General features: G+C 70.0%; 23 protein-coding genes and 1 riboswitch. Of the genes, 6 read left to right on the forward strand and 17 right to left on the reverse strand.

The window, feature by feature from the left end:
• Nucleotides 1–34: 34 nt before the first annotated feature.
• The 9 genes from ACFZDE_RS27385 to ACFZDE_RS27425 form a co-directional block, all read right to left on the reverse strand.
• Nucleotides 35–709, reverse strand: coding sequence for a TRIC cation channel family protein (locus tag ACFZDE_RS27385; protein ID WP_391004123.1), 675 nt, complete (start codon nt 707–709; stop codon nt 35–37).
• A 64-nt stretch (nt 710–773) separates the two neighbouring features.
• The gene (locus ACFZDE_RS27390; RefSeq protein ID WP_391204456.1) at nt 774–1,904 is read right to left on the reverse strand and encodes a dipeptide ABC transporter ATP-binding protein; all 1,131 of its coding nucleotides are present in this window, start codon (nt 1,902–1,904) and stop codon (nt 774–776) included.
• Between the two features lie 77 nt (nt 1,905–1,981).
• Nucleotides 1,982–3,064, reverse strand: a complete 1,083-nt coding sequence (locus ACFZDE_RS27395) for an oligopeptide/dipeptide ABC transporter ATP-binding protein (protein ID WP_391004125.1) — start codon at nt 3,062–3,064, stop codon at nt 1,982–1,984.
• Entirely contained in the window at nt 3,061–4,071 is a 1,011-nt protein-coding gene (locus ACFZDE_RS27400; RefSeq protein ID WP_391004273.1) for an ABC transporter permease subunit, read from the reverse strand. The genes ACFZDE_RS27395 and ACFZDE_RS27400 overlap by 4 nt, the downstream gene beginning before the upstream one ends.
• A gap of 91 nt (nt 4,072–4,162) precedes the next feature.
• Nucleotides 4,163–5,929, reverse strand: a complete 1,767-nt coding sequence (locus ACFZDE_RS27405) for an ABC transporter substrate-binding protein (RefSeq protein ID WP_391004128.1) — start codon at nt 5,927–5,929, stop codon at nt 4,163–4,165.
• An 8-nt stretch (nt 5,930–5,937) separates the two neighbouring features.
• The gene (locus ACFZDE_RS27410; RefSeq protein WP_391004130.1) at nt 5,938–6,936 is read right to left on the reverse strand and encodes an ABC transporter permease subunit; all 999 of its coding nucleotides are present in this window, start codon (nt 6,934–6,936) and stop codon (nt 5,938–5,940) included.
• 343 nt (nt 6,937–7,279) lie between these two features.
• Nucleotides 7,280–8,080 carry an enhanced serine sensitivity protein SseB C-terminal domain-containing protein gene (locus tag ACFZDE_RS27415; RefSeq protein WP_391004132.1) on the reverse strand — a complete coding sequence of 267 codons (801 nt, stop codon included), beginning with the start codon at nt 8,078–8,080 and terminating at the stop codon, nt 7,280–7,282.
• Nucleotides 8,081–8,241: 161 nt separating this feature from the next.
• A complete protein-coding gene (locus tag ACFZDE_RS27420) occupies nt 8,242–9,030 on the reverse strand; it encodes an enhanced serine sensitivity protein SseB C-terminal domain-containing protein (protein ID WP_391004134.1) in 789 nt (262 codons plus the stop codon).
• 101 nt (nt 9,031–9,131) lie between these two features.
• Complete coding sequence (locus ACFZDE_RS27425) at nt 9,132–9,800, reverse strand: AAA family ATPase (protein WP_391204151.1); 669 nt, start codon at nt 9,798–9,800, stop codon at nt 9,132–9,134.
• A gap of 222 nt (nt 9,801–10,022) precedes the next feature.
• Nucleotides 10,023–10,122, forward strand: a riboswitch (glycine riboswitch).
• 149 nt (nt 10,123–10,271) lie between these two features.
• On the opposite strand from ACFZDE_RS27425, the gene gcvT reads away from it, so the two are divergent.
• From gcvT to ACFZDE_RS27450, 5 genes are all read left to right on the forward strand, one after another.
• Nucleotides 10,272–11,393 (forward strand): glycine cleavage system aminomethyltransferase GcvT, encoded by a 1,122-nt coding sequence (gene gcvT / locus ACFZDE_RS27430; RefSeq protein ID WP_391204154.1) that lies wholly within the window; start codon nt 10,272–10,274, stop codon nt 11,391–11,393.
• 102 nt (nt 11,394–11,495) lie between these two features.
• Entirely contained in the window at nt 11,496–11,873 is a 378-nt protein-coding gene (gene gcvH / locus ACFZDE_RS27435; protein ID WP_391004141.1) for a glycine cleavage system protein GcvH, read from the forward strand.
• A gap of 8 nt (nt 11,874–11,881) precedes the next feature.
• The gene (glyA, locus tag ACFZDE_RS27440) at nt 11,882–13,144 is read left to right on the forward strand and encodes a serine hydroxymethyltransferase (protein WP_391004144.1); all 1,263 of its coding nucleotides are present in this window, start codon (nt 11,882–11,884) and stop codon (nt 13,142–13,144) included.
• Nucleotides 13,145–13,230: 86 nt separating this feature from the next.
• Entirely contained in the window at nt 13,231–14,613 is a 1,383-nt protein-coding gene (locus ACFZDE_RS27445) for an L-serine ammonia-lyase (protein WP_391004146.1), read from the forward strand.
• Nucleotides 14,614–14,808: 195 nt separating this feature from the next.
• Nucleotides 14,809–15,366 carry a GH25 family lysozyme gene (locus ACFZDE_RS27450; protein ID WP_391004148.1) on the forward strand — a complete coding sequence of 186 codons (558 nt, stop codon included), beginning with the start codon at nt 14,809–14,811 and terminating at the stop codon, nt 15,364–15,366.
• Between the two features lie 250 nt (nt 15,367–15,616).
• Here ACFZDE_RS27450 and ACFZDE_RS27455 read toward each other — a convergent pair whose 3' ends face one another.
• The 8 genes from ACFZDE_RS27455 to ACFZDE_RS27490 all read right to left on the reverse strand — a co-directional run bounded on the left by ACFZDE_RS27455 (nt 15,617) and on the right by ACFZDE_RS27490 (nt 23,159).
• Nucleotides 15,617–15,829, reverse strand: coding sequence for an EF-hand domain-containing protein (locus ACFZDE_RS27455; protein ID WP_391004150.1), 213 nt, complete (start codon nt 15,827–15,829; stop codon nt 15,617–15,619).
• 59 nt (nt 15,830–15,888) lie between these two features.
• Nucleotides 15,889–16,803 (reverse strand): MerR family transcriptional regulator, encoded by a 915-nt coding sequence (locus ACFZDE_RS27460; protein WP_391204157.1) that lies wholly within the window; start codon nt 16,801–16,803, stop codon nt 15,889–15,891.
• Between the two features lie 48 nt (nt 16,804–16,851).
• Nucleotides 16,852–17,463, reverse strand: a complete 612-nt coding sequence (locus tag ACFZDE_RS27465; RefSeq protein WP_391204160.1) for an ADP-ribosyltransferase — start codon at nt 17,461–17,463, stop codon at nt 16,852–16,854.
• 92 nt (nt 17,464–17,555) lie between these two features.
• The gene (locus ACFZDE_RS27470) at nt 17,556–18,734 is read right to left on the reverse strand and encodes a YncE family protein (RefSeq protein ID WP_391004157.1); all 1,179 of its coding nucleotides are present in this window, start codon (nt 18,732–18,734) and stop codon (nt 17,556–17,558) included.
• Nucleotides 18,735–18,810: 76 nt separating this feature from the next.
• The gene (locus ACFZDE_RS27475; RefSeq protein WP_391204164.1) at nt 18,811–19,419 is read right to left on the reverse strand and encodes an ATP-binding protein; all 609 of its coding nucleotides are present in this window, start codon (nt 19,417–19,419) and stop codon (nt 18,811–18,813) included.
• A gap of 169 nt (nt 19,420–19,588) precedes the next feature.
• A complete protein-coding gene (locus ACFZDE_RS27480) occupies nt 19,589–20,356 on the reverse strand; it encodes an enoyl-CoA hydratase-related protein (RefSeq protein WP_391204167.1) in 768 nt (255 codons plus the stop codon).
• Between the two features lie 167 nt (nt 20,357–20,523).
• On the reverse strand, nt 20,524–21,756 hold the full coding sequence (locus tag ACFZDE_RS27485; RefSeq protein WP_391004164.1) for an Ig-like domain-containing protein: 1,233 nt from the start codon (nt 21,754–21,756) through the stop codon (nt 20,524–20,526).
• 158 nt (nt 21,757–21,914) lie between these two features.
• The gene (locus ACFZDE_RS27490) at nt 21,915–23,159 is read right to left on the reverse strand and encodes an Ig-like domain-containing protein (protein ID WP_391204170.1); all 1,245 of its coding nucleotides are present in this window, start codon (nt 23,157–23,159) and stop codon (nt 21,915–21,917) included.
• A gap of 187 nt (nt 23,160–23,346) precedes the next feature.
• Here ACFZDE_RS27490 and glgX point away from each other — a divergent pair, with 187 nt between their 5' ends.
• Nucleotides 23,347–25,599, forward strand: a complete 2,253-nt coding sequence (gene glgX, locus ACFZDE_RS27495) for a glycogen debranching protein GlgX (protein WP_391204173.1) — start codon at nt 23,347–23,349, stop codon at nt 25,597–25,599.
• The last annotated feature ends 121 nt before the right edge of the window (nt 25,600–25,720 follow it).

Consider the following 25,720-nt stretch of genomic DNA (forward strand, 5'->3'; position numbering starts at 1 on the left):
AGGGTGGCGACTCAGCGGATGGGCGCCCGTGCCCTCACGGCAGGACGGGCTGCTCCTCCTCACGCACCGTCGACCGGCGGTGCCACGCCCGCGGAGCCCGCCAGTGGTACCGCATCGCGAGCAGCCGCAGTACGAAGGCGGTGATCACCGCCAGGCCGCTGGTGAACGGGTTCAGGACGTCGTAGCGGATGCAGAGGGCGATGAGCGCGGAGCCGACGATCGCCGGGACCGCGTACAGGTCGCGGTCCCAGCGCAGCAGGGAGGGCACCTCGTTGGCGAGGACGTCGCGCAGCACACCGCCGCCCACCGCGGTCGTCAGCCCGAGTCCGGCCGAGGCGGTCAGGCCGAGCCCGTACTCGTACGCCTTGATCGTGCCGGCGACGCAGAACAGGCCGAGGCCGGCCGCGTCGAAGACGTTCACCGCGACCTGGATCCGCTCCACCTGGGGATGCAGGAAGAAGACCAGCAGGGTGGCGAGCAGTGGGGTCAGGAAGTACCCCAGGTCCGTGAAGGCGGCGGGCGGTACGGCCCCGATGACCAGGTCCCGGAACAGCCCCCCGCCCAGCGCGGTCACCTCGGCGAGGACGGCCATGCCGAACACGTCGAAGTTCTTGCGCACGGCCAGCAGGGCGCCGGAGATCGCGAAGACGAAGATGCCGATCAGGTCGAGCGTGTGCTGGACGGACGGGCTGAAGAGTTGCTGGAGCACCCGCTCATTTTCACCCACGGGTGAGCCCCCGCCCTGATGTACGAGGGCGGGGGCTCGGGGTGCGTCACTTCTGCACGGCGGTGGCGGAGGTCTCCGCCGCCTCCTTGGCCGACGACAGCAACTTGGTGTCCTGCGGCTGCTGGTCCGCGAAGTTCTCCGGGTGGTGGCAGGCGACCTGCTGCCCGGCGCGCAGCTCCTTGAGCGGCGGCTCGGTCGTCTTGCAGATCTCCGTCGCCTTCCAGCACCGGGTGTGGAAGCGGCAGCCGCTCGGCGGGGCGATCGGCGAGGGCACGTCGCCCTTGAGCAGGATGCGCTCGCTCTTGGCGCCCCGGCGCTTGGGGTCCGGGACCGGCACGGCCGACAGCAGGGCCTTGGAGTACGGGTGCATCGGGGACTTGTACAGCTGGTCGCGTTCGGCCAGCTCGACGATCTTGCCGAGGTACATCACCGCGATCCGGTCCGAGACGTGCCGGACCACCGACAGGTCGTGCGCGATGATCACGTACGTCAGGCCCAGCTCGTCCTGGAGGTCGTCGAGCAGGTTCACCACCTGCGCCTGGATCGACACGTCCAGCGCGGAGACCGGCTCGTCCGCCACGACCAGCTTGGGGTTGAGGGCGAGCGCGCGGGCGATGCCGATGCGCTGGCGCTGACCGCCGGAGAACTCGTGCGGGTAGCGGTTGTAGTGCTCGGGGTTGAGGCCGACCACCGACAGCAGCCGCTGGACCTCCTTCTTCACCCCGCCCTCGGGCTCGACGCCCTGGAGCCGGAAGGGGGCGCCGACGATCGTGCCGATGGTGTGGCGGGGGTTCAGCGAGGAGTACGGGTCCTGGAAGATCATCTGCACGTCGCGGCGCATGGGGCGCAGCTCGCCGGTCTTCAGGTGCGTGATGTCCTTGCCCTCGAACTCGACGCTGCCGCCGGTCGGTTCGAGCAGCCGGGTGATCAGCCGGCCCATGGTGGACTTGCCGCAGCCCGACTCGCCGACCACGCCGAGCGTCTCGCCCTTGCGCACCTCGAAGTCGACGCCGTCGACGGCCCGTACCGCGCCGGTCTGCCGCTGGAGCAGGCCCTTGCGGATCGGGAAGTGCTTCTGAAGGCCGGTCACCTTCAGCAGGACCTCGCGGTCGCCGGTGCCGCCCTTGGTGAGGGTGCTCCCGCCGGTGTCCGGTGCCGGGGTGGCGTCCTTGCTCACCTTGGCGCCGTCTTCGCTCACTTTGGCGCCGTCTTCACTCACCTTGGTGCCGTCTTCGCTCACCGTTTTGTCGTCGCTCACAGCTTCGGCGCAATCTCTTCGGTCCAGATACGCTCCCGCTGCTCCTGCGTCATGTGGCAGGCGGCCCAGTGCGAGCCGCCGACCTCGGTCAGCTCGGGGCGGACCGTGCGGGTGACGTTGTCCTTCGGGACGTCCGCGTACGGGCAGCGCGGGTTGAAGGCGCAGCCGGACGGGAGGTTGATGAGGGAGGGCGGCGAGCCCTTGATCGGGATGAGCCGGTCCGTCTCCTCGCGGTCCATGCGCGGCATCGAGCCGAGCAGGCCCCAGGTGTACGGGTGGCGGGGCTCGGAGAACACGTCCTCGGCGGGGCCGCGCTCCACGCACCGGCCGCCGTACATGACCAGCAGGTCGTCGGCCATCTCGGCGACCACACCGAGGTCGTGGGTGATCATGATGACCGCGGAGCCGAACTCCTTCTGCAGATCGTGGATGAGATCCAGGATCTGCGCCTGCACGGTGACGTCCAGGGCGGTGGTCGGCTCGTCGGCGATGAGCAGCTCGGGGTTGTTCACCAGCGCCATGGCGATCATGGCGCGCTGGCGCATACCGCCGGAGAACTCGTGCGGGTAGCCGTCGACCCGCTTTCCGGGCTCGGGGATGCCGACCCGGTCGAGCATCTCGATCGCCCGCTGTTTGGCGACCTTCTTGCTGACGTCGTGGTGCACGCGGTACGCCTCGACGATCTGGTGCCCCACGGAGTAGTAGGGGTGCATCGCCGACAGCGGGTCCTGGAAGATCATGGCCATCTTCCGGCCGCGCAGCCGCCGTACCTCCTCGGGGTCGGCCCCGATCAGCTCCTGGCCGTCGAGCCAGACCTCACCGGAGACCTTGGCGCGTGCCGAGCGGTGCAGGCCCATCACGCCGAGCGAGGTGACCGACTTGCCGGAGCCGGACTCGCCCACGATGCCCAGGGTCTTGCCCTTGCGCACGTCGAAGCTGACGCCGTCGACGGACTTGACCAGGCCGTCGTCGGTGTCGAAGTGGATGCGCAGATCACGGACGGACAGGAACACGTCGTCCGGGGCGGACGGGGCGGTGGAGTCCGGTTCGCCGAGCGCGGCTTTGTCGAGCTTGCTCACGAGTACCTCACCCGGGGGTCGATGGCGGCGTACACCAGGTCGACGATCAGATTGCAGAAGACGATGAAGAACGCCGCGACCATGGTGACGCCCATGATGATCGGCAGGTCGTTCGTCTGGATGGACTGGATGGCGTAGGCGCCGATGCCCTGGAGCGAGAAGACGGTCTCGGTGAGCACCGCGGAGCCGATGAGGATGCCGAAGTCCATGCCGAAGATCGTGACGATCGGGGTGAGCGCGGAGCGCAGCCCGTGCTTGGCCACGACCGTGGTCTCCCTCAGGCCCTTGGCCCTGGCCGTTCTGATGTAGTCCTCGCTCATCGTCTCCAGCATGCCCGCCCGGGTGAGCCGGGCGTAGAGCGCGGAGAAGAGGAACGCGAGACTGACCCAGGGCAGCAGCAGATGCCAGGCCCATTCGGCGGGGTTCTCGGTGAACGGGACGTAGTCGACGCTGTCCCAGACGGGGATCTCGTAGACGAAGAGCGCGAGCAGGATCTGGCCGGTGAAGAAGATCGGCAGCGAGACGCCGGCGAGGGCGATGAACATGGTGATGCGGTCGATCGGCTTGCCCTTGCGCAGTGCCGAGACGACACCGGTGAGGACACCGAAGACCACCCAGATCACCGCGGCACCGACGGCCAGCGAGAAGGAGACGGGGATCCGCTCCGTGAGCTGGGGCCACACCTCGACGTGGCTCTTGAAGGAGTACCCGAAGCAGGGTGCGCCGCAGTGCGTCGCCTCGGGGCCGAACTTGTAGTCGGCGCCGATCACGATGCCCTTGATGAAGTCCCAGTACTGGACGTAGACCGGCTGGTCCAGCCCGAGGTTCTGCTTGATCGCGGCGACGGACTCGGGGTTCGCGTCCTTGCCGACGTACTGGGTGGCCAACTGGTCGGCCGTCTGGCCCCCGAGGCGGGGCACCAGGAAGAAGATGGCGAATGTGACTGCGCTGACCACCAGCAGCAACAGCACGGCGCCCATGACGCGTCGGAGGATGTACGCAGCCACAGCGGTACGGCCCCGGGTGGCCGCGGCGGGGTCGTCCGCCGCGGCCACCCGGTGCCTTCACCTGCCTTTCGAAAGGATCCGGCCTGCTGAATTACTTCGCGGAGCTCATCAGCAGGTAGTCGTACATGCCGAGGTAGGCCTGCGTGACCGTGACGTTGTTGGCGGACGTCGGCCGGAGCAGCAGGTTCTTGCGGTAGACCAGCGGGACGACCGAGGCGTTGTCGAGCACCATCTTGTCGATGTCGCCCCAGGCCTTGGTGCGGGCCGCGTCGTCGGTGTTGGCGATCGCGTCCGTCAGCGCCTTGTTGATCTTCGGGTCGTCGAGCTCCATCAGGTTGTTGCCGCCCGAGGGCTTGATGGCCGCACCGTTGACGATCTGGTCGAGGAAGCCGTAGCCGGTCGGCCAGTCGGCGCCCCACGCCATCGAGAGCATGCCGAGCTTGTGGTCGTGGACGTAGCTCGGGACACCGGCGAAGTTCGAGAAGTACTTGCCGGAGGGGAACTGCTTGATCTCGATGTTGATGCCGATCTTCTTCAGCGACGCCTGGATGGCGGTCGCCGCGGCGATCTCGGCGGGACGGTCGGAACGCGCCGTCAGGATGGTGTTGAAGCCGTTCGGCTTGCCGCACGCCTTCAGCGCCGCCTTGGCCTTGGCCACGTCACCCTTGTGACCCTCGGTCGCGTAGGTGTCGAACTTGGTGTAGCCGTTCACCGACGGGGGCAGCAGCGTGGTGGCCACGTCGCCCTTGGGGGAACCGCCCATGGCGTCGAGCACCGACTGCTTGTCGAGGCCCCACTGCACGGCCTTGCGGCACTCCGCGTTGTCGAACGGCTTCACGTTCACGTTGAGCGCGATGTACTGCGTGGCGCCCGCGTAGGAACTGTCCGTCTGGTTGGCGTACTTGCCCCGCAGCACCTTCGGCTGGGTCTGCGGCTGCACACCGGTGCCGGCCGCGTCACCCGTGATCTTGTCGGAGAGCAGGTTGTTGTCGACCGTGACCGGGTTGACCTTGAACTTGATCGTGATCTTGTCCGGCAGGGCCTTGCGGATCGGGTCCGTCTTGGCGTCCCACTGCTTGTTGCGCACGAGGGTGGCGCCGCGGCCCTCCTCGTAGGACTGGAACTGGTACGGGCCGGAGGACTGGATGGCCTGCACGTACTTCGCGCCGGTGTCCTTGGCCTGCGGCACGGGGGCCGTCTGCGAGAAGGTCGCCAGGTAGTCGAAGTCGGCGAACGGCTGCTTCAGCTTGAAGACGATCGTCCGGTCGTCCGGCGTCTCGATGGACTTGATGCCCTCGGCGGACTTGTCCTTGTACGGGCCCTTGTACTTGTCGCCGCCCTCCAAGTACGCCTTGAAGTAGGTCGGGCCGTTGGACAGCGCCTCGGGCGCGAAGTTGGAACGCTCGATGGCGTACTTCACGTCCTTGGACGTCACCGGGGTGCCGTCCTGGAACTTCACACCGGTACGCAGCTTGTACGTCCAGGTCTTGGCGTCCGGGCTGGACTTGCCGAGGGACTCGGCGAGGTCCGGCACGACCTCCAGGCCTTCCTTGCCCGCGGCCGGCTTGAACGTGGTGAGCGTCCGGCCGTAGAGGCGGGAGAAGTTCTGCACCCAGCCGTAGTACGTGTTGCCCGGGTCGAGGGAGTCCGGCACGTCCGAGTGCTCGTACGTGACCGTCCCCCCCTTCTTGTCCGACGCGTTGACGATCGAGTTCAGCGCGGCGTCCTTCTTGCCGCTGCCTCCCCCGTCGTTGTCGTCACCTCCGCCGCCGCACGCGGCAGCACCCAGCGACAGTGCCAGGACCGACGCAACGCCGGCGGTCACCCTTCTCGTCTTCACCTGAGGAAGCCCCCTCATTCGATGGATCACTTGCTGCGAGGGTCGAGGGCGTCACGCAGCCCGTCACCCAGCAGGTTGAAGGCCAGGACGGTGATGAAGATCGCCAGTCCGGGCACGAACATGTACTGCGGATCAGCCGTGTAGAGATCCACAGCGTTGCTGAGCATGCCGCCCCAGGAAGCCTGCGGCGGAGCGATACCTACGCCGAGGAAGCTCAGCGCGGCCTCGAACAGGATGTTCGTCGGGATGATCAGCGTCGAGTAGACGAGGATCGGCGCGACGAGGTTCGGGAGTAGTTCCCGGAACAGGACGTACGGGCCGCGGGCCCCGAGGCTCGTGGCGGCCTCGATGAACTCCCGCTTGCGCAGGGTCATCGTCTGGGCGCGCACGATGCGGCCGATGTACGGCCAGCTGAAGAAGCCGATCACGAAGATCAGCACGCAGATGCGCAGCGGCAGACCCTCGAGGCCGAAGAACCCGTCCTGCACGGACGCGGAGATCGAGATCGCGAACAGCAGCAGGGGGAAGGCCAGGAACGTGTCCATGAGCCTGCTGATCACGCCGTCGATCCAGCCGCCGTAGTACCCGGCGACGACACCCAGCACGGTGCCGATGCACACGGACAGCAGCGTGGCGCCGCCCGCGACCAGGAGGGAGACCCAGGAGCCGTCGATGATGCGCGCGAGCATGTCGCGGCCGTACTGGGGGTCCACACCGAGCGGGTGGTCCCAACTCATGCCTCCCCAGCCGCCCTTGGGGGCGAGCAACGCGGGGTCGATGAGGTCCTGGTTGAACTTGTTGGGATCGAGGTCGAAGATCCACTGGATCGGCTTGGAGAACACCGCCATCAGCACGAGCAGGATGACGACGACGCCTCCCGCCATCGCCACCTTGTCCCGCTTGAAGCGCATCCAGGCGATCTGGGTGAGCGAACGCCCCTCGATCTGGCTCTTCTTGACCCCGGAGAGCACGGCCTCGGGCTGTGCTCCGGCTTCCGCCCCGGTGGTCTCGATGGGTGCGGTCACGGTGCGATTGACCCCTCTCGGGCCGGCGATCGCCGAGCCCCTGGCTGCCGCTGTAGCGGTTTTGTTTGTCTCGTACACAAGACCGACCCGGCCCGTGTCTTGCGGGGAGTCTTCAACGCTTTGGCGATCTGTTGCCAGACTTGGCGATGAAAGGATGCGTAAACGTGATGCTGTCTGGGGGGTTCCGTTATCCGGACAGCGGGTAGCGGGGGCCGGACGCGCCAGGACAGGTGGATTTTAGGACAGACTGGCGCTTTTCTCCCCTATCTACGCGCGGAGAGCTGAGCGGCCGTCGCGTTCGACGGGGGGTAGGAGAGGGGCTCCGAGGGTGACTTCGAGCCGGTCAGTACCGGCCCTGCGCGGGAGGGTATCCGTAGCCGGAGACCGGGGCCTGCACGGGGGCGGTGGCGTGGGCCTCGCGGTCGTAGAACGGACGGGCCTTCGCCCGCAGCCACATGGCCACGGGGTCGTGCTCGTCGGACAGGGCGACCGTCGACACGGGCAGCCCGTCCGGTACGGCGCCGAGGGACTGCTGCATCATCGCGCGCACGGAGTCCACGGCCGGCGGCGAAGTGTCGTACACATCCAGTCCGATGGCGAGGTACGGCGCCCCGAGCGCGGGCTGCACCCAGGCCCGGCGCAGCGAGCGGACGGCCGGGGTGCGGTGGGCGTTCTGCGCGAGCAGGGCGTAGAACTGCGGGACCTCGATGGCGGGTTCGGACAGCCGCAGCGGGCCGGCGGGCTGGCGGTCCAGGCCGGTGGCGATTCTGCGCAGGTCGAGCCAGGGGATGCCGACGCCGCCGCCGGGGGCGTGCGGGTTGAGCCAGAGGCCGAAGTGGTCGGGGTAGAGGGCCCGGGCGACGTCGACTCCGTCGACCACCTCGTAGGAGCGGTTCCAGCCACTGGCGGAGAGCTCCTGGGCGGAGGTCACGCACGGGGCGTAGCCGCAGCCGTCCACGTCCATGTTTCCGTACTGGGCGTCGGGGGATCCAGCCTGCCCGTGCCACAGCAGCATCCAGATCTGGCCGCTGTGCGGGGTCGCGAGCGCGCGCAGGAGTGCCTCGTAGGCGTCGTAGCGCCCGGGCGTGACCTGGCGCAGCATGTGCTCGACCTGTCCGGCCGCGGCCGTGCCGCTCGCGCTCACCTTTACCGCCCCTTCGTACACCGCCTCGACGGTGTCCTAGCTTAAGCCCGCAGGGGAGCCCGGGTATGGTGCCGTCGGGCGGGTGCGGGTCGTGTGTGGTTGATCGCGCCCACGCGGCGGAGCCGCACGACGATACAGCCCCGCGCCCCTGGGGTACTGCCCTACCGCTGGAAAAAGGGCCGGACCCTCTCCCGCATCCAGGCGCCCACCGGATCGTCCGTCACGTCCAGGAGCACCAGGTTGACCGGCCAGGGGGCCGGGGCCGCGGTCACGGCACGAGTGAGGGCGTCCAGGGGCAGGGCGCGCAGGTCGCCTTCCCACTGGGAGAGTTCGACGCCGACGAACATCACCGGGTCGGCGGTCTCGATCGCGGCCAGGCAGCGGCGGGCCGTGACGACGACGCCGGTCGCCTCGAACTCGGCGGAGGCGGCGGCCAGGAAGTCCACCGGGTCGTCCTGCCAGTCGGGCTCGAAGAGGCGGACCCGGCCGCCGCTCGCGGGACCGTCCAGCGGGGTCAGGCCGGCCCGGCACAGCTCGGCCACGGCGGGCGGCGGCAGCGGGATGCCCACCACACCACCGGGGTTGACGGCTATGCCGGCGTGCGGGGGCAGACCGCGGGCGAACTCCACGGCGGGCGCGATGGTGTACGACATGTGGGAGCCGACGACCTGGCGAAACTGCTCCTCGGAGCTGAACACCGGGACGAACGCCTGGCCGTCGATCTCGATGCCGGGCAGGTCGAGGGGGCCGCTGTGCGGGCCGCCGCCGCTGGGCAGCGGGACCCACACGAAGCTCCGGCCGAGCACCTCCACGATCCGCCCGCCGGCCGCCGGCCCGGCGCCGAGGGAGGCCGAGAGCACCTCCTCCAGCTCGTTGCCGGGCCAACCGCCGTGCGGGTGGGTCGGCGCGTGCGCCGGAAAGTCCGCGGAGAAGTCCGCCGGGATGTCCATCTGCCTACCGCCTGCCTGGAACCACTGCTGTGGCTCAAAAGGCTAACGGCTGACGGGCGCCCGGGGGCAGCGGGAACGGGGGCCGGGCGGACGGCGCGGGCTCAGCCGGTGAAGCCGATTCTGTGCAGGGTGTTCGCCGTGTCCCGGTCGGCGAGGACGGCCGAGCCGCAGCCGGCGGGGAGGTCGCCGCGCTCCACCGCGCGCAGCAGGCGGTTGCTCGCCGCGCGGTGGCGCAGGAACGCGTAGCGCGAGACGCCGCGGCCGCGGTCGCGCTGACCGGCCAGAGCCTGCTCGGGGGTGACGTCGAGGACGAGCAGATGGAGCGTGCCGCCCCGGCGGCGGGCCTCGCGGGCGAGCCAGCGGCGGACCCAGGCCTGGGTGCCGCAGTCGTGCACGACGACGCCCTCGCCGGAGCGCAGCGCGCGGCGCAACCCGGCGTAGTGGGCGAGTCGGACGAGGGGACGGTACAGGGCGTACGGCAGGGCGCGCGGCATGCGGCGCTCCCAGCGGTCGCGGGTGTCCTGGGAGTCGATGCGCCGGCCCGGCACGGTGCGCCGCATCAGCGTCGACTTGCCGCTGCCGGGCAGGCCGGTGACCACGACGAGGTCGCGGGGGCCGAACAGCAGCGCGTGCGGGCCGCCCCCGGGGCGGTCGCGCAGGTCGCGGACGACCGGCGCGGGCGCCGGGGCGCGAACCGCCCGGACCGGCGCGGCGGTCGGCTGCTCGGGCAGCGCGATGCCCGTCGTCGCGTACGCGGTGGTCCTGTTCACCGTGATCGTCCTCCCCTGGGGCCAGGTACGGAGTCCCATCCCCGCCGAGTGTAAAGAGAAGGTAATGCGGCAGGCCTCTCATTTACGTACTCGTCCTGCAACAGGGCTGCTACAGGTCGCCGTGTCCGGCGCGCGGGACTCCGTGCACTCCCTGTGAAGGTCCCCCTGCCGCGCCGGAAGGATGCGTGCAATGATGTGCGCGCCAACTGCATACCGGCCGTTTGAATCCGCGCGGGAGAGTCCCCAGCACCGCAAGAGCTGGGGCGCCGAAGGAGCAAGTCCCTCCCTTGAATCTCTCAGGCCCCGTTACCGCGCGGGCGAGGCACATCTGAAAAGCGAGTCACCGGCCACCGGTGGCTCCACCCAAGGTGCAAGCCGTGTCCCGTGTGGTCATGGCGAACCTCTCAGGTTCCGATGACAGATGGGGAGGACCGACCTCGCCCGTGTCATGCATCTGGGAGACGACCGACCGTGAGCAGTACAGGAGAACTCCGTCACACCGCGCTCGATGCCCTGCATCGTTCGCTCGGCGCGACGATGACCGACTTCGCCGGCTGGGACATGCCCCTGCGCTACGGCTCCGAGCGCGAAGAGCACCTCGCCGTGCGCACGAAGGCCGGCCTCTTCGACCTCTCCCACATGGGTGAGATCACCGTCACCGGGCCACAGGTCGCCGCCCTGCTGGACTTCGCCCTGGTGGGCAACATCGGCGGGGTGAAGCCGGGCCGGGCCCGCTACACCATGATCTGCCGGGCCGACGGCGGCATCCTGGACGACCTGATCGTCTACCGGCTGGGCGAGACCGACTACATGGTCGTCGCCAACGCCTCCAACGCCCAGGTGGTGCTGGACGCGCTGACCGAGCGCGCCGCCGGCTTCGACGCCGAGGTGCGCGACGACCGGGACGCCTACGCGCTGCTCGCCGTCCAGGGGCCCGAGTCGCCGGGGATCCTGAAGTCCCTGACCGACGCCGACCTCGACGGCCTGAAGTACTACGCCGGGCTGCCCAGCACGGTCGCGGGCGTCCCGGCCCTGATCGCCCGGACCGGCTACACCGGCGAGGACGGCTTCGAGCTGTTCGTGAAGCCCGAGCACGCGGTCGAGCTGTGGCAGGCCCTGACCAAGGCCGGTGAGGGCGCCGGTCTGGTCCCGTGCGGACTGTCCTGCCGCGACACGCTGCGCCTGGAGGCGGGCATGCCGCTGTACGGGCACGAGCTGTCGACCTCGCTCACGCCCTTCGACGCCGGCCTCGGCCGGGTGGTGAAGTTCGAGAAGGAGGGCGACTTCGTGGGCCGCGCGGCACTGCGTGAGGCCGCGGAGAACGCGAACCACGAGCCGCCGCGCGTCCTGGTCGGCCTGATCGCCGAGGGCCGCCGGGTCCCCCGCGCCGGGTACGCCGTCGTCGCCGAGGGCAAGGTGATCGGCGAGGTCACCTCCGGCGCCCCCTCCCCCACGCTGGGCAAGCCGATCGCGATGGCCTACGTCGACGCCGTGTACTCCACGCCGGGCACGGCCGGTGTCGGTGTGGACATCCGGGGCAGTCACGAGCCGTACGAGGTCGTGGCGCTGCCGTTCTACAAGCGCCAGAAGTAGACACTGGCCGAGGGCCCGCGGCAGCGACCCCGTGCCCGTCGCCCCAGCTCACCAGTAGTCCCCCTTCCACAGCACTCCCGCGCGTACAGGAGAATCCAGGCCATGAGCAACCCCAACGAGCTGCGCTACAGCAAGGAGCACGAGTGGCTGTCGGCCGCCGAGGACGGCGTCTCGACGGTCGGCATCACGGAGCACGCGGCCAACGCGCTCGGCGATGTCGTGTTCGTCGAGCTTCCCGCGGTCGGTGACTCGGTGTCCGCCGGCGAGACCTGCGGCGAGCTGGAGTCGACCAAGTCGGTGTCCGACCTGTACTCCCCGGTCTCCGGTGAGATCACCGAGGTCAACGAAGACGTCGTGAGCGACCCGTCGCTGGTGAACTCGGCCCCCTTCACGGGCGGCTGGCTGTTCAAGGTGCGGGTCACGGACGAGCCGGGCGACCTGCTCTCCGCCGACGAGTACACCGCGTTCTCCGCGGGCTGAGGAGTCGTATGTCCGTCCTGAACACACCCCTGCACGAGCTCGACCCGGCCGTCGCCGCCGCGGTCGACGCCGAGCTGCACCGCCAGCAGTCCACGCTGGAGATGATCGCCTCGGAGAACTTCGCTCCGGTCGCGGTCATGGAGGCGCAGGGCTCGGTCCTCACCAACAAGTACGCCGAGGGCTACCCCGGCCGCCGCTACTACGGCGGCTGTGAGCACGTCGACGTGATCGAGCAGATCGCGATCGACCGCGTCAAGGAGCTGTTCGGCGCCGAGCACGCCAACGTCCAGCCGCACTCGGGCGCCCAGGCCAACGCCGCCGCGATGTTCGCGCTGCTCAAGCCGGGCGACACCATCATGGGTCTGAACCTCGCGCACGGCGGGCACCTGACCCACGGCATGAAGATCAACTTCTCCGGCAAGCTCTACGACGTCGTCGCCTACCACGTGGGTGACGACGGCCGGGTCGACATGGCCGAGGTCGAGCGGCTCGCCAAGGAGTCCAAGCCGAAGCTGATCGTCGCCGGCTGGTCGGCCTACCCGCGGCAGCTGGACTTCGCCGCGTTCCGGCGGATCGCGGACGAGGTCGGCGCGTACCTGATGGTCGACATGGCGCACTTCGCCGGGCTCGTGGCGGCCGGGCTGCACCCCAACCCGGTGCCGCACGCGCACGTGGTCACCACCACGACCCACAAGACCCTCGGCGGTCCGCGCGGCGGTGTGATCCTCTCCACGGCCGAACTGGCCAAGAAGATCAACTCCGCTGTCTTCCCCGGTCAGCAGGGTGGCCCGCTGGAGCATGTGGTCGCCGCCAAGGCGGTCGCCTTCAAGGTCGCCGCCTCGCAGGACTTCGAGGAGCGCCAACGACGTACGCTGGACGGTGCCCGCATCCTGGCCGAGCGTCTGGTGAAGGACGACGTCCGGGCCGTGGGTGTGGACGTCCTGTCCGGCGGCACGGACGTGCACCTGGTCCTGGTCGACCTGCGCCATTCGGAGCTGGACGGACAGCAGGCCGAGGACCGCCTCCACGAGGTGGGCATCACGGTCAACCGGAACGCCATCCCGAACGACCCGCGTCCGCCGATGGTGACGTCCGGTCTGCGGATCGGCACCCCGGCGCTGGCGACCCGGGGCTTCGGGGCCGAGGACTTCGCGGAGGTCGCGGACGTCATCGCCGAGGCGCTGAAGCCGTCCTACGACGCGGAGGCCCTCAAGGCCCGGGTGAAGGCCCTGGCCGACAAGCACCCGCTGTACCCGGCTCTCAACACATAACGAAGAAACCTTTCGGGCGCCGCGCTCGCCGCCGGTGGACGCGGCGCCCACCCCCTCCGCACCACCCCCGCAGTCAGGAGTTCCCCGTGGCCATCTCGGTCTTCGACCTGTTCTCGATCGGCATCGGCCCGTCCAGTTCCCACACCGTCGGCCCGATGCGAGCGGCCGGTCTGTTCGTCCGGCGGCTGCGCAACGAGGAGCTCCTGGGGTCCGTCGCCTCGGTCCGCGCGGAGCTGTACGGCTCGCTGGGCGCGACCGGCCACGGTCACGGCACGCCCAAGGCGGTGCTGCTCGGCCTGGAGGGCGACTCACCGCGCACGGTGGACGTCGCGAGCGCGGACGACCGGGTCGAGGCGATCAGGACCGGCGGCCGGCTCAACCTGCTCGGCGAGCACGAGATCGCGTTCTCCTTCGACGACGACATGAAGCTGCACCGCCGCAAGGCCCTGCCCTACCACGCCAACGGCATGACCCTGTGGGCGTACGACGCCTCCGGCGCGGAGCTGCTCAGCAAGACGTACTACTCGGTCGGCGGCGGCTTCGTCGTCGACGAGGACGCGGTCGGGGCGGACCGCATCAAGCTCGACGACACCGTGCTGAAGTACCCCTTCCGCACCGGCGACGAGCTGCTGCGCCTGACCGAGGAGACGGGTCTGTCCATCTCCGCGCTGATGCTGGAGAACGAGCGGGCCTGGCGCACCGAGGACGAGATCCGCGCAGGCCTGCTGGAGATCTGGCAGGTGATGCGGGACTGCGTGGCGCGCGGACTGACCCAGGAGGGCATCCTGCCGGGCGGCCTCAAGGTGCGCCGCCGGGCCGCGAACACCGCGCGCAAGCTGCGCTCCGAGGGCGACCCGCTGGCCCTGTCCATGGAGTGGATCACCCTTTACGCCATGGCGGTCAACGAGGAGAACGCCGCTGGCGGCCGGGTCGTCACCGCCCCCACCAACGGCGCCGCCGGCATCATCCCGGCGGTCCTGCACTACTACGTCAACTTCGCGGCGGGCTCTGCCTCCGAAGAAGAAAAAGAGGAGGGCGTGGTCCGCTTCCTGCTCGCCGCGGGCGCGATCGGCATGCTGTTCAAGGAGAACGCCTCCATCTCCGGCGCCGAGGTCGGCTGCCAGGGCGAGGTCGGCTCCGCCTGCTCCATGGCCGCGGGCGCCCTGGCCGAGGTCCTCGGCGGCTCGCCCGAGCAGGTCGAGAACGCCGCCGAGATCGGCATGGAGCACAACCTCGGCCTGACCTGCGACCCGGTCGGCGGCCTGGTCCAGATCCCCTGCATCGAGCGCAACGGCATGGCCGCGGTCAAGGCCGTCACGGCCGCCCGCATGGCGATGCGCGGCGACGGCTCCCACAAGGTGTCCCTGGACAAGGTCATCAAGACGATGAAGGACACCGGCGCGGACATGTCGGTGAAGTACAAGGAGACGGCCCGGGGCGGGCTGGCGGTGAACATCATCGAGTGCTGAGCCCGGCCCGCGCCCCGGCCGGCTCCCCCGCCCGCTGAAGACCGACTCCCGAAAACCACCGGCGTTCACCACCGGCGTTCACCACCGCCGGGCCGCGAGCCTCCTCGCGCCCGGCGTACGGGCGTTCTCGCGGGGCATAACAACAACCCCTGACCCGAGGGAACGTCAGCCCCACCCGCACCAGAGGGAGCCCCCATGCTGCGCGGCATCGACGTGAGCGCCTACCAGTCCTCCTCCTACGGCACCGACGGCCTCTCCTTCGTCTTCGTCAAGGCGACGGAAGGCCGCTCCTACGTCAATCCGAAGCTCGCCGCGCAGACCGGAAGAGCCCGGGAGGCCGGGCTGGTCGTCGGCTTCTACCACTTCCTGTGGCCCGGCAACCTGAGCGCCCAGGCCGAGTACTTCGTCGGCAAGGCCCCCGACCGGGCGGGCGACGTCCTCGCCGTCGACTGGGAGAACACCAGCAACGGGACGCACGCGAGCAACGCGGAGAAGGACCTGTTCATCAGGAAGCTGAAGGACCTCCGGCCGAACAACCGGGTGGTGCTCTACTGCAACCGGAACTTCTGGCTCAACATCGACACCACGTCCTATGCGGGCGACGCCCTGTGGATCGCCGACTACGTCTCGGCGGGCAAGCCCCGTATCAAGGCCAGGTGGCGCTTCCACCAGTACACCGACGACCCGCTGGACAAGAACGTGGCCGACTTCGAGAGCAAGGCGTCGCTACGGAGATGGGCGCAGGACGCCTGACCTGACCACTGAACTCCGGTGTGCGCTGCGGGGACGCTTCCGCCAGGGCCATACGGTCGGGGTCGTCCGCGGGGAGCGGGCGGTCCAGGATGTCCTGGGCTTGGGCGGTGAGCCGCCGGGTCAGATGGCCGCCGATGATGCCGCCCCGATGATGCCGATCCTCATGGTGTGGCCGGGCTCCCGGGCACGGCGAGGGGCCCGGTCCGGGGATCCTGGACCGGGCCCCTTCACGCGCGGGCGAGCCGGAGGCCTACTTGTTCAGGTACGCCCAGAACTCGTCGAAGCTCAGCTTCTTGTCGCCGTCGAGGTCGCGGGTCTTGATGACGACCTCGGCGACCGACTCGGTGACGTTCCAGTCGCCCGACTTGGCCAGGGCGCTCTTGAACTCGGCAGCGGTGATGTACCCGTCACCGTCCGTATCGATCCGCTCGAACTGCTTGCGTGCTTCCTCGATGTCCGCCACCGATCCGCCCCTCATCTCGTGCTGTGCTTCCTGCCTGCGCAGGTCTGACGCAGGTCAGATTATCCGGCCGTGCGGGACCGCAGCGCGGCGACCACCCAGGCGAACTCCTCCTCGTGGGTCGGCTGGGGGTCGAGGCCGTTGACGATGGCCTGCAGTTCGCGGTAGCGGGCGATCCGGACGTTGAAGGCGGCCGTGAGGCGTTCGAGTACGGCCGCCCGGTCGGCGTCGCCGAGCAGGTCCCGCAGGACGTCGTCGGCCTCGGGTGCCGCGGGGTCGATGCCGCGCTCCCGCGCCTCGGCCGCGAGCGATACGAGCCGGCTCATGAACCACAGGGACGAACCGGCCGGGACGGCCGGCCCCCGGTCGGCCGCGTTGAACTCGATCATCCGCCGCATCTGCGCGCGGAAGCCGGGGTCCTGGATCAGCTCGGCGAGCTCCACCCAGGCGTCCACCTGCTCGGGTGTGGGATCCTCGGGCAGCTCGGCGGCCGCGAACCGCATCCTGCCGCGGATGTCCGGGTCCGCGGTGTCGATCCCCTCGAAGATCTCCGCCATGAAGTCCTCGACGACGCGCCGCCGTTCGGCCGCCGAGAGCCGTGCCAGTCTGTTCATGAGTGTCATCTCCTCCGCGTCGGAACCTCGCCTCGCCACCGTCGACAGCACCGCACGGGTCACCTTGAGCGCCCGGATCTGCGCGTCCAGCGCCACCACGTGCGCGGCCGCGACCTGCGCGACGGTCGTCTCACCGGCCAGGACCCGGTGGACGTCCGCGAGGCCGAGGCCCAGCTCGCGCAGGGTGCGGATCAGCTCCAGCCGTGCGACGGACGCGGCGTCGTAGAGCCGGTAGCCGCCCGCGGACCGGCCCACCGGGGGCAGGGCGCCCTCGTCGGACCAGTAGCGGATGGTGCGCACGGTGAGACCCGTCACCCGGGCCAGTTCGCCGATGGTGAGAAGTCCGGTGCGGTCGTCGATCATGCCTGCGAGTCTGGACCCTCCGGCCGGTGGAGACTCAAGGCGCGGCGCTCAGTGCCAGGGCTTGTAGTGAGGGTTGCTCTCGCACTCGCTCATGATCTCCGTCCTGGTCCGCCTGTCGACCGGGCAGACGCCGATGACGTACTGGCGGGCGATGCCGCCGGGGAAGGCGACCTCCTGCTGGTCTGCCCACTTGTGGGTGTCGCCGATGGTCCGGTTCACGTCGATGCCGCCGGGGGCGTCGACGTAGTAGTTGAAGGCGGACTTCCACTGCTTGAACAGGTCGTGGTCGTAGGTCGTCGACACGTACGGGGACGGCTGGTTGACCAGGACGTACTTCTCCAGGTCGTACTGACCGTTCACGACGTCCTTGGGATGGAAGCCCTCCTCGAAGACCACGGCCGGGCCGCGGCCGTCGGCGCGGTAGAGGGTGCCGCAGGTGGTGCGCCAGGACGGCTCGGGAGTGATGCGGCCGACGTCGACCCGGCGGTCGGCGGCGGCCTCGACCTTGTCGTCGAACTGGACGGGGCAGGCGGCCGGTGCGGGGGCGGCCACCCCGGCGGCAGCCGGAGCCTGGGTGGGTGCGGCGCCCGTGGTCGCGAGGACGGCGGCGAGGCTGAGCGCGGCGGCGGCGACCCGCCGCCGCAGACGAAGAGTGATCATGCACGGCACGATCCCGGGTCCGTCGCGGTGCGACCGGGACCCTCACTCGATCAGGGCGTGTCAACTGTCCCTCGGTGGACGGCAGATGACCGTCACCGGAAGACACCTGTGTGGCCGAGGGAGTAGCGGCCGGGCTGGGGGTAGACCGCGAGGCCGTGCGGGCCGCTGCCGACGGGGATCCGGGCGAGCTGGATGCCGGTGCGGGTGTCGACGGCGTACACCTCGGCGTCGTAGCGGCCGGACAGCCACAGCACCTTGCCGTCGGCGGAGACGCCGCCCATGTCGGGGCTGCCGCCGTCGGGCAGCTTCCACTTCTTCGTCAGCTTGCCCTGGGTGAAGTCGAAGACGGAGATGGTGCCCTCGCCGCGGTTGGTCACGTACATCTCGCGTGAGTCGCGGCCGACGTAGAGGCCGTGGCAGCCCTTGCCGGTGGGCAGCAGGGTGGGCTCGGCGAAGGTGTCGCCGTTCAGGACCCACATGCCGTGGGCCATCATGTCGGCGATGTAGAACCGCTTGCCGTCGGGTGAGATCTTCACGTCCTGTGGCATGGCGCCCTGGAACGGCAGCCGCTGCTGTGCGACGACCTCCATCTTCTCGGTGTCGACCTTGAGCAGTTCGCCGCTGAACTCGCAGGAGACGATGAAGTAGCGGCCGTCGAGGGAGAAGTCGGCGTGGTTGACGCCGTAGCAGGAGACCGGGACGGTCTTCTTCACCTTCATGGTGTGCGGGTCGCGGAAGACCAGCTCGCGGTCGAGGGAGGCCATGACCACCGCGTACCGGCCGTTGGGCGTGAAGTAGAGGTTGTACGGGTCGTGGACCTCGACCTCCTTGCCCGCCTTGCCGGTCTTCGGGTCGATCGGGGTGAGGGTGTGGCCGCGGTTGTTGTTGACCCAGAGCGTCTTCAGGTCCCAGGAGGGCACGACGTGCTGGGGCTGCCGGCCCACCCGGATCGTCTCGACGACCTCGTAGGTCTTGGGGTCGATGACGGTGACGGTGTCGGACTCGGTGTTGGGGACGTAGACCCGGGAAGGGAAGTCCTTGACCACAGGGGACAGTTTGTTCGGGCGGTCGGCGGCGTACACGTCCTCGGGGTCCAGGACGGGCGGCATGCCGGGCAGGCCCTTCACGGGCTTCTTCTCGGGCGGGGCGGGCACGGCGGCCTCGGTGCCGCGCGCTTCGGCGGCTCGTTCCCCGCTGCCGGTGCCGCAGGCGGAGAGGACGGCGAGGGCGGCACCCGCGACCAGGGCGCTCTTGACGAGATGGCGGTGCATTGCACCATTTAAGGGGCGTTCGGGAGGGAAACCGGTGATTCGCCCGTCCGGCGACCGGGTGAGGCACCGGGTGCCCTCAGCGCTCGGCGACGCGCATCTCGAACCAGGTCGTCTTGCCCCGGGGCAGCAGATCGACCCCCCAGCGGTCGGCGAGTTTGTCGACGAGGAACAGGCCCCGGCCGCTGATGTCCATCTCCTGGACCGGCATCAGGCAGGGCAGTCCGCGGGAGGGGTCGCGGACCTCGACGCGGATCCAGCCGCGGCGCCGGTGCAGGCGCAGCCCGAAGACCCGGGCGCCGGTGTGGCGTACGGCGTTGCCGACCAGTTCGGAGACGAGCAGGACCGCGTCCTCGGTGGTCTTGGGAGTGAGCCCCCAGTGGCGCAGGACCACGACCTGTGTGAGGCGTCGCGCGGTGGCCGCAGACTCGGGGCGGGACGGCAGTGGAACCTCTGCCTCCGTCGGGTTGCCGTACAACTCCAGCGCCTTCAGCGCGTGTTCGTCCTCGACGGTCGGCGACCAGCGCGCCGCGGCCGCATGTGCGTGTCCCCGCGGCTGTCCCATACCCTCCAGCCCCGCCATGCCCCCATCATGGCCGCCCGGGGCGCCCGGCGGGGCCGTTCCCGGGGAATACGCCCCGGGGAACGGCGGGTGAACCGGCGGGCGTCCGTCATATGCCAGCGGCATTTCAAAGCCGTCGGCACACCCTCCGACCTGCTGGAACGTGCCATTCCGGGGCAATGGGCGGACTCTGCCGTTCCGGCACGCTTAAGGCTGGCTTAAGGGTGCGATAAACCGCCCCTTCGAGGGACCCCGGGTCAGACACCGTGTCAATTGCAAGTCCCTGGAGGGATGTTCAGAGGAACTTCGCCTTGCCCGGGCCCTCCTCGACGAAGCTGCGCATCCCACGCTCGCGGTCCTCGGTGGCGAAGAGGCCCGCGAACCAGTTCCGTTCGACCGCGAGGCCCGTGTTGATGTCCGTCTCCAGGCCGGTGTCGATCGACTCCTTCGCGGCGCGCAGCGCGAGCGCCGGGCCCTGTGCGAGCTTCGCGGCCCAGGTGTGTGCCTGCGCGTACACCTCGTCGGCGGGGACGACCCGGTCCACCAGGCCGATCTCGCGGGCCTCGTCGGCCTTCACCATGCGGCCCGTGAAGATGAGGTCCTTGGCCTTGGAGGGGCCGACCAGACGGGCCAGGCGCTGGGTACCGCCGGCGCCGGGGATCAGACCGAGCAGGATCTCCGGCTGGCCGAGCTTGGCGTTCTCACCGGCGATGCGGAAGTCCGCGCACAGGGCGAGTTCACAGCCGCCGCCCAGCGCGTACCCGGTCACGGCCGCGACGACCGGCTTGGGGATCCGGGCCACCGCCGTGAACGCGTCCTGGAGGGCGCGGGCACGCAGGACCATCCCGGTGTGGTCCATCGCCTGCATCTCCTTGATGTCCGCACCGGCCGCGAACACCTTCTCGCCGCCGTAGAGCACCACGGCCCGGACGTCCTCGCGGCGCCCGGCCTCCTCGGCCAGTTCCTTCAGCCGGTCCTGCGTGGCGATGTCCAGCGCGTTCATGGGCGGGCGGTCGAGACGGATCGTGCCGACGCCTTCAGCGACTTCGAGAGAGACGGTCATGGCAGCAGGTTAACCACCCTTAACGCGGTTGAGGGCGGTGCGGTGGGTCACATCGGCCGGGGGTCCGGGGGGGCCGGGGGCGCCCCCTGGCGCGGTGGGTTGTATCGGAGACGCCGCAGGGCCCGGTGCGGTCGGTCGCACCGGGCCCTCGCGTCATGCCTGAACTATTACTTCTTCCACTTCTCCCACGACATGTTCCAGCCGTTCAGCCCGTTGTCCGGGTCGACGGTCCGGTCCTCGGAGTTCTTGACGACCACCACGTCGCCGACCATCGAGCGGTTGAAGAACCACGCGGCCGCCACCTTCTTGTCCCAGCCGCCGCGCACGTCGCGCAGGCCGATGCAGCCGTGGCTGGCGTTGTAGTTGCCGAAGGCGCCGCTCGCCCAGTAGTTGCCGTGCAGGAAGGTGCCGGAGGTGGTCAGGCGGACGGCGTGCGGGACGTCCTTGATGTCGTACTCGCCGCCGTAGCCGACCGTCTCGCCGTTCATCCGGGTCACGGTCAGCATCTCGCTGATGACCATCTGGCCGTTCCAGGTCTCCATGCCGGGCTTGCCGGTGGTGACCGGGATGGTCTTGATGGTCTTGCCGTCGCGCATGACCTTCATCGTGAGCTTCTTGGCGTCGACGACCGAGACCTGGTTGCGGCCGATGGTGAACTTCACCGTCTTGTCCTGCTCGCCGTAGACGCCGGAGCGTCCCTCGACGCCGTCGAGGTTCAGGTCGACGGTCACCTTGGTGCCGGGCTTCCAGTACTTCTCGGGGCGGAAGTCGAGGCGGTCGTTGCCGAACCAGTGACCCTCGACGTCGACGGCCGGCTCCGTCTTGATGCGGATGGCCCTCTCGACGTCCTCCGGGTTGGTGATGCCCCGGTCGAAGCGGATGGAGAACGGCATCCCGACGCCGACCTTCGAGCCGTCCTCGGGAGTGAAGGTGCCGGTGAAGGTGTTCTCCGGGGTCAGTGTGGTGAAGTCGGCGTCCTCCGCGGCCGTGCGGCCCTCGGAGTCCTTGGCCACCGCGTGGACCGTGTACTTGGTGGCACCGGCCAGGTGGATGGACGGCGTCCAGCTGGCGCCGTCCTTGGATATCGCGCCGTCGACCTTGTTGCCCTTGGCGTCCTTGACCTCGACCTCGGTCAGCTTCCCCTTCTCGGCGGTCACCTTCAGCGCACCGCTGGTGTCGACGGACTTGGCGCCGTCCTTGGGGGTGATGGCGACGACCGCCTCGGACTGCTTGCTCTGCGCGGCGCCCGAGTCCTTGGCCTTGCCGTCGCCCCCGCCGGAACCGGAGCCGGTCCCCCCGCCGCCGCACGCCGTCACGGCGAGCAGCAGCACGCCGATCCCCGACGCGAGCATGCCGTTCCTGCGCCCAACCGACGCCCCCGATATCGGTCGCCCGTTCACGTCGTTCTCCCCTCCCAGGGCCTGGTCAGGCCCGCGCCACGCGCGTGCGTCCCTCGCGCGTCGGCGAATAGTAACCACAGGGTGCGCGGCACCGGCGGCCCCCGATTGTCACTGTTCGGTCCCAACAGATCGCCGGCCCAACCCGCCCCCTTGTCGGGCTACTTCACCGCACTGCCCGCCTTCCATGCTTTCCAGTCCATATTCCAGCCTCCGAGGCCATTGTCGGGAGCGACCTTTTTGTCATTGCTGTTGACGACCTCGACGACGTCCCCGATGAGGCTGCGGTCGAAGAACCAGCCGGCCGGGGTGTCCGAGCTGCCGCCCTTCACATCGCGCAGTCCGATGCAGCCGTGGCTGACGTTGGTACGGCCGAATGCGCTGTGGTGGGCCCAGTAGTTGCCGTGCAGGAAGGTCCCGGAGTCGGTCAGGCGCATGGCGTGCGGGACGTCCGGGATGTCGTACTCGCCCTTGCCGTCGCGCTTCTTGAAGCCGACCGTGGCGCCGTTCATCCGGGTGACGTCGAGCATCTCGGTCACCACCATCGTGCCGTTGTACGTGGTGTTGCCGGGGGCCCCGGCCGTGACGGGGACGGTGGCGAGGGGCTCGCCGTCGCGCCGGACCTCCATGGAGTGCGCGGCGGCGTCGACGATGGAGACCTGGCTGCGGCCGACGGTGAAGGAGAACGTCTTGTGCTGGAGGCCGTAGACGCCGGGGGCGCCCTCGACGTCGCGCAGGTTCAGGGCGACGGTGACCCGGGTGCCGGGTTTCCAGTGGTCCTCGGGCCGGAAGTCGAGACGGCTGTGGCCGAACCAGTGCGGGCGGATATCGACGGCCGGGCGGGCGGTGACCCGGATCGCCCGTTCGACGGCGGCCCGGTCGGTGATCCGCCGGTTGAACTCCAGCGAGACGATCATGCCGGTGCCGACCGTGGCGCGGTTCTCCGGGGCGACGTAGCCGATGAAGCGTTCCTCCGGGACGTAGGTGGTGAAGGTGGTGTGCCGGGCGGAGCGGCGTCCGCCGCCGTCCACGGCCACGGCGTCGATGGTGTACTTGGCGGCCAGCGCGAGCCGTTCGTCGTCGGGCTCCCAGGTCAGGCCGTCGGCGGAGAGGTGCCCGGGCACCGGGGACTCCTGCGCGTCCTGCGACCTGACGACCTTCACCTTCTCCAGCCGCCCGTCGGGCACGCGCACCCGCAGCCTCTTCCCGGGGCGCACTCCCCTGCTGCCGTCGTCGGGCGAGACCTGGATGACGTCCTCGGGCGCCGGGGGCGCGCCGAACGCCCCGGCGATCCCTCCCGCGTCGTCCGAGGTACAGCCCGTGGCCCCGGCGAGGAGCCCTGCCCATGTCACTACGGCGGCCAGCGCGGCCCTCGCGCGCCGCGCGCGCCCTTGTACGTGCCTCACGCGGTACCCAACGACCGGTCGTGTCCCCGGGAAACGACCATGCCCGCCCCCGGGGAAACGTGAGTGCGACCCACGCTCTGGGCAGAACAGTGGGGAGGACGACGCGCAGGGGAGCCGCGACCGGGCCGCAGCGAAGGCCGCACCCCTCTGTCCCCCGTCGTCCCACGAGCCGGTGGGAGGCTGACAGGTGTCCAGCGCAGCCGAGCAGGAGGCGGTGGCCGGTCATCGGGCCACCGGGAACGGGCGCCGGTCCGCCGCCGTGAACGGCGCCCGATGGGACGCGCCGCCGCCCACCGTGTCCGCGTGGCCGGGCGCGCCGACACCGCTGGGCGCCCGCTTCCGGGTCGGCCCGGACGGGGTGGCGGGCACCAACTTCGCGTTGTGGGCGGGCGGGGCCGAGGGCGTCGAGCTGTGCCTGTTCGACGAGGCCGGCAAGGAGTCACGGGTCCGGCTCGCCGAGCTGACCCACGAGATCTGGCACGGCTTCGTCCCCGGTGTGCTGCCCGGGCAGCGCTACGGCTACCGGGTGCACGGCCGCTGGGACCCGTGGACCGGCGCCCGCTGGAACCCTGCGAAACTGCTCCTCGACCCGTACGCGCGGGCGGTCGACGGCGACTTCGGCCTGCCACCCGAGGTCTACGGGCACGTGCGCGACTGGCCGCAGCAGCATGTCGCCGACACCGTGCGCGACGACCGGGACTCGGCGCCGCACGTGCCCAAGGGCGTCGTCGTCCACGATGACGACGACTGGGCCGACGACCGCCGCCCGAAGACACCGTGGGCGGACTCGGTGATCTACGAGCTGCAAGTCAAGGGCTTCACACGGCTGCACCCGGGCATCCCCGAGGAGCTGCGCGGCACCTACGCCGGCCTCGCCCACCCGGCCGCGATCGAGCACCTGGTGAAGCTGGGCGTGACGGCGGTGGAGCTGCTGCCGGTGCACCAGTTCGCCCACGAGGACCACCTGCTGCGCCGAGGCCTGAGGAACTACTGGGGCTACAACTCCATCGGCTACTTCGCCCCGCACGCGGCGTACGCGGCCTCCGGGACGAGGGGGGAGCAGGTCGGCGAGTTCAAGCGGATGGTGCGCGCCCTGCACGCGGCCGGGATCGAGGTCATCCTCGACGTCGTCTACAACCACACCGCGGAGGCCGGCGAGCTGGGCCCGACGCTGTCCCTGAAGGGCATCGACAACCGCGGCTACTACCGTCTCCAGGACGATCCCCGCCGTTACGCCGACTACACCGGCTGCGGCAACACCCTGCACGTGGTGCAGCCTCCCGTGCTGCGGCTGATCACCGACTCGCTGCGCTACTGGGTGACCGAGATGGGCGTGGACGGCTTCCGCTTCGACCTGGCGGCGGCGCTGGCCCGTTCCATGCACGACGTCGACATGCTCTCCCCGTTCCTCGCGGTCATCGCCCAGGACCCGGTGCTGCGCCGGGTGAAGCTGATCGCCGAGCCGTGGGACGTGGGCTCGGGCGGCTACCAGGTGGGGGCGTTCCCGCCGCTGTGGACGGAGTGGAACGACCGGTACCGCAACGCCGTGCGGGACTTCTGGCGGCACGCGCTGCCGGACGTACGGGAGATGGGCTACCGGCTGTCGGGCTCCAGCGACCTGTACGCGTGGGGCGGGCGCAGGCCGTACGCGTCGGTCAACTTCGTCACCGCGCACGACGGTTTCACGCTGCGCGACCTGGTGAGCTACGAGCGCAAGCACAACGAGGCCAACGGCGAGGGCAACCGGGACGGCACGGACGACAACCGGGCCTGGAACGGCGGCGCCGAGGGAGAAGCGGACGACGAGGGCGTACGGGCGCTCCGGCGGCGCCAGCTCAGGAACCTGCTGACCACGCTGCTGCTGTCGACGGGCGTGCCCATGCTGGTCGCGGGCGACGAACTGGGCCGCACCCAGCGCGGCAACAACAACGCCTACTGCCAGGACAACGAGATCAGCTGGCTGGACTGGGAGCTGCTGGAGGAGCCCGGCTGGCAGGCCCTGTTCGCGCTGACCTCCCGCCTGATCGCGCTGCGCCACCGGCATCCGGTGCTCCGGCGCCGGGCGTTCTTCTCCGGCCGGGCGCAGACCCCCGACGGGCTGCGCGACCTGGCGTGGTTCACCTCCCGGGGCACGGAGATGACCGAGCAGGACTGGTACGCGCCCGCCGCCACGCTGGGCATGTACCTCTCCGGCCGGGACATCCCGGGCCGTGACGAGCGGGGGGAGCAGATCCTCGACGACAGTTTCCTGGCCGTGCTGCACGCGGGCGAGCGGCCGGTGGAGTTCCGGTTGCCGGGGCCGCCCTGGGCGGAGCGGTACGAGGTCGTCGTCGACACGAGCCTGGAGGAGCAGGGGGCGGCGCCGGGCGTGGAGCACCCGGCGGGGACCGGCATCACGATGCCGGCGCGGGCGGTGCTGCTGCTGCGGGTGGCGGGGTGAGCCCGGCCGGCCGAGGATGCCGCGTTCGTGGGCGACCGCCACCGCCACCGCGCGGTCCTTGACGCCGGGCTCGGCGTACGGAGGGTGGCCCGTCGCGCCCGCCTCGATCGCGGGGGTTCGG

The organism is Streptomyces sp. NPDC007929, assembly GCF_042959065.1.
Lineage (GTDB): Bacteria > Actinomycetota > Actinomycetes > Streptomycetales > Streptomycetaceae > Streptomyces.

Bases quoted from the DNA above. Each gene is read 5' to 3' on its own strand.
- ACFZDE_RS27475 (WP_391204164.1), bottom strand. From the start codon at position 19,419: ATGCCGCTGGCATATGACGGACGCCCGCCGGTTCACCCGCCGTTCCCC.
- ACFZDE_RS27465 (WP_391204160.1), bottom strand. From the start codon at position 17,463: ATGATCACTCTTCGTCTGCGGCGGCGGGTCGCCGCCGCCGCGCTCAGC.
- gcvH (WP_391004141.1), top strand. From the start codon at position 11,496: ATGAGCAACCCCAACGAGCTGCGCTACAGCAAGGAGCACGAGTGGCTG.
- ACFZDE_RS27405 (WP_391004128.1), bottom strand. From the start codon at position 5,929: ATGAGGGGGCTTCCTCAGGTGAAGACGAGAAGGGTGACCGCCGGCGTT.
- ACFZDE_RS27460 (WP_391204157.1), bottom strand. From the start codon at position 16,803: ATGATCGACGACCGCACCGGACTTCTCACCATCGGCGAACTGGCCCGG.
- ACFZDE_RS27450 (WP_391004148.1), top strand. From the start codon at position 14,809: ATGCTGCGCGGCATCGACGTGAGCGCCTACCAGTCCTCCTCCTACGGC.
- glyA (WP_391004144.1), top strand. From the start codon at position 11,882: ATGTCCGTCCTGAACACACCCCTGCACGAGCTCGACCCGGCCGTCGCC.
- ACFZDE_RS27470 (WP_391004157.1), bottom strand. From the start codon at position 18,734: ATGCACCGCCATCTCGTCAAGAGCGCCCTGGTCGCGGGTGCCGCCCTC.
- ACFZDE_RS27420 (WP_391004134.1), bottom strand. From the start codon at position 9,030: ATGGACATCCCGGCGGACTTCTCCGCGGACTTTCCGGCGCACGCGCCG.
- ACFZDE_RS27480 (WP_391204167.1), bottom strand. From the start codon at position 20,356: ATGACCGTCTCTCTCGAAGTCGCTGAAGGCGTCGGCACGATCCGTCTC.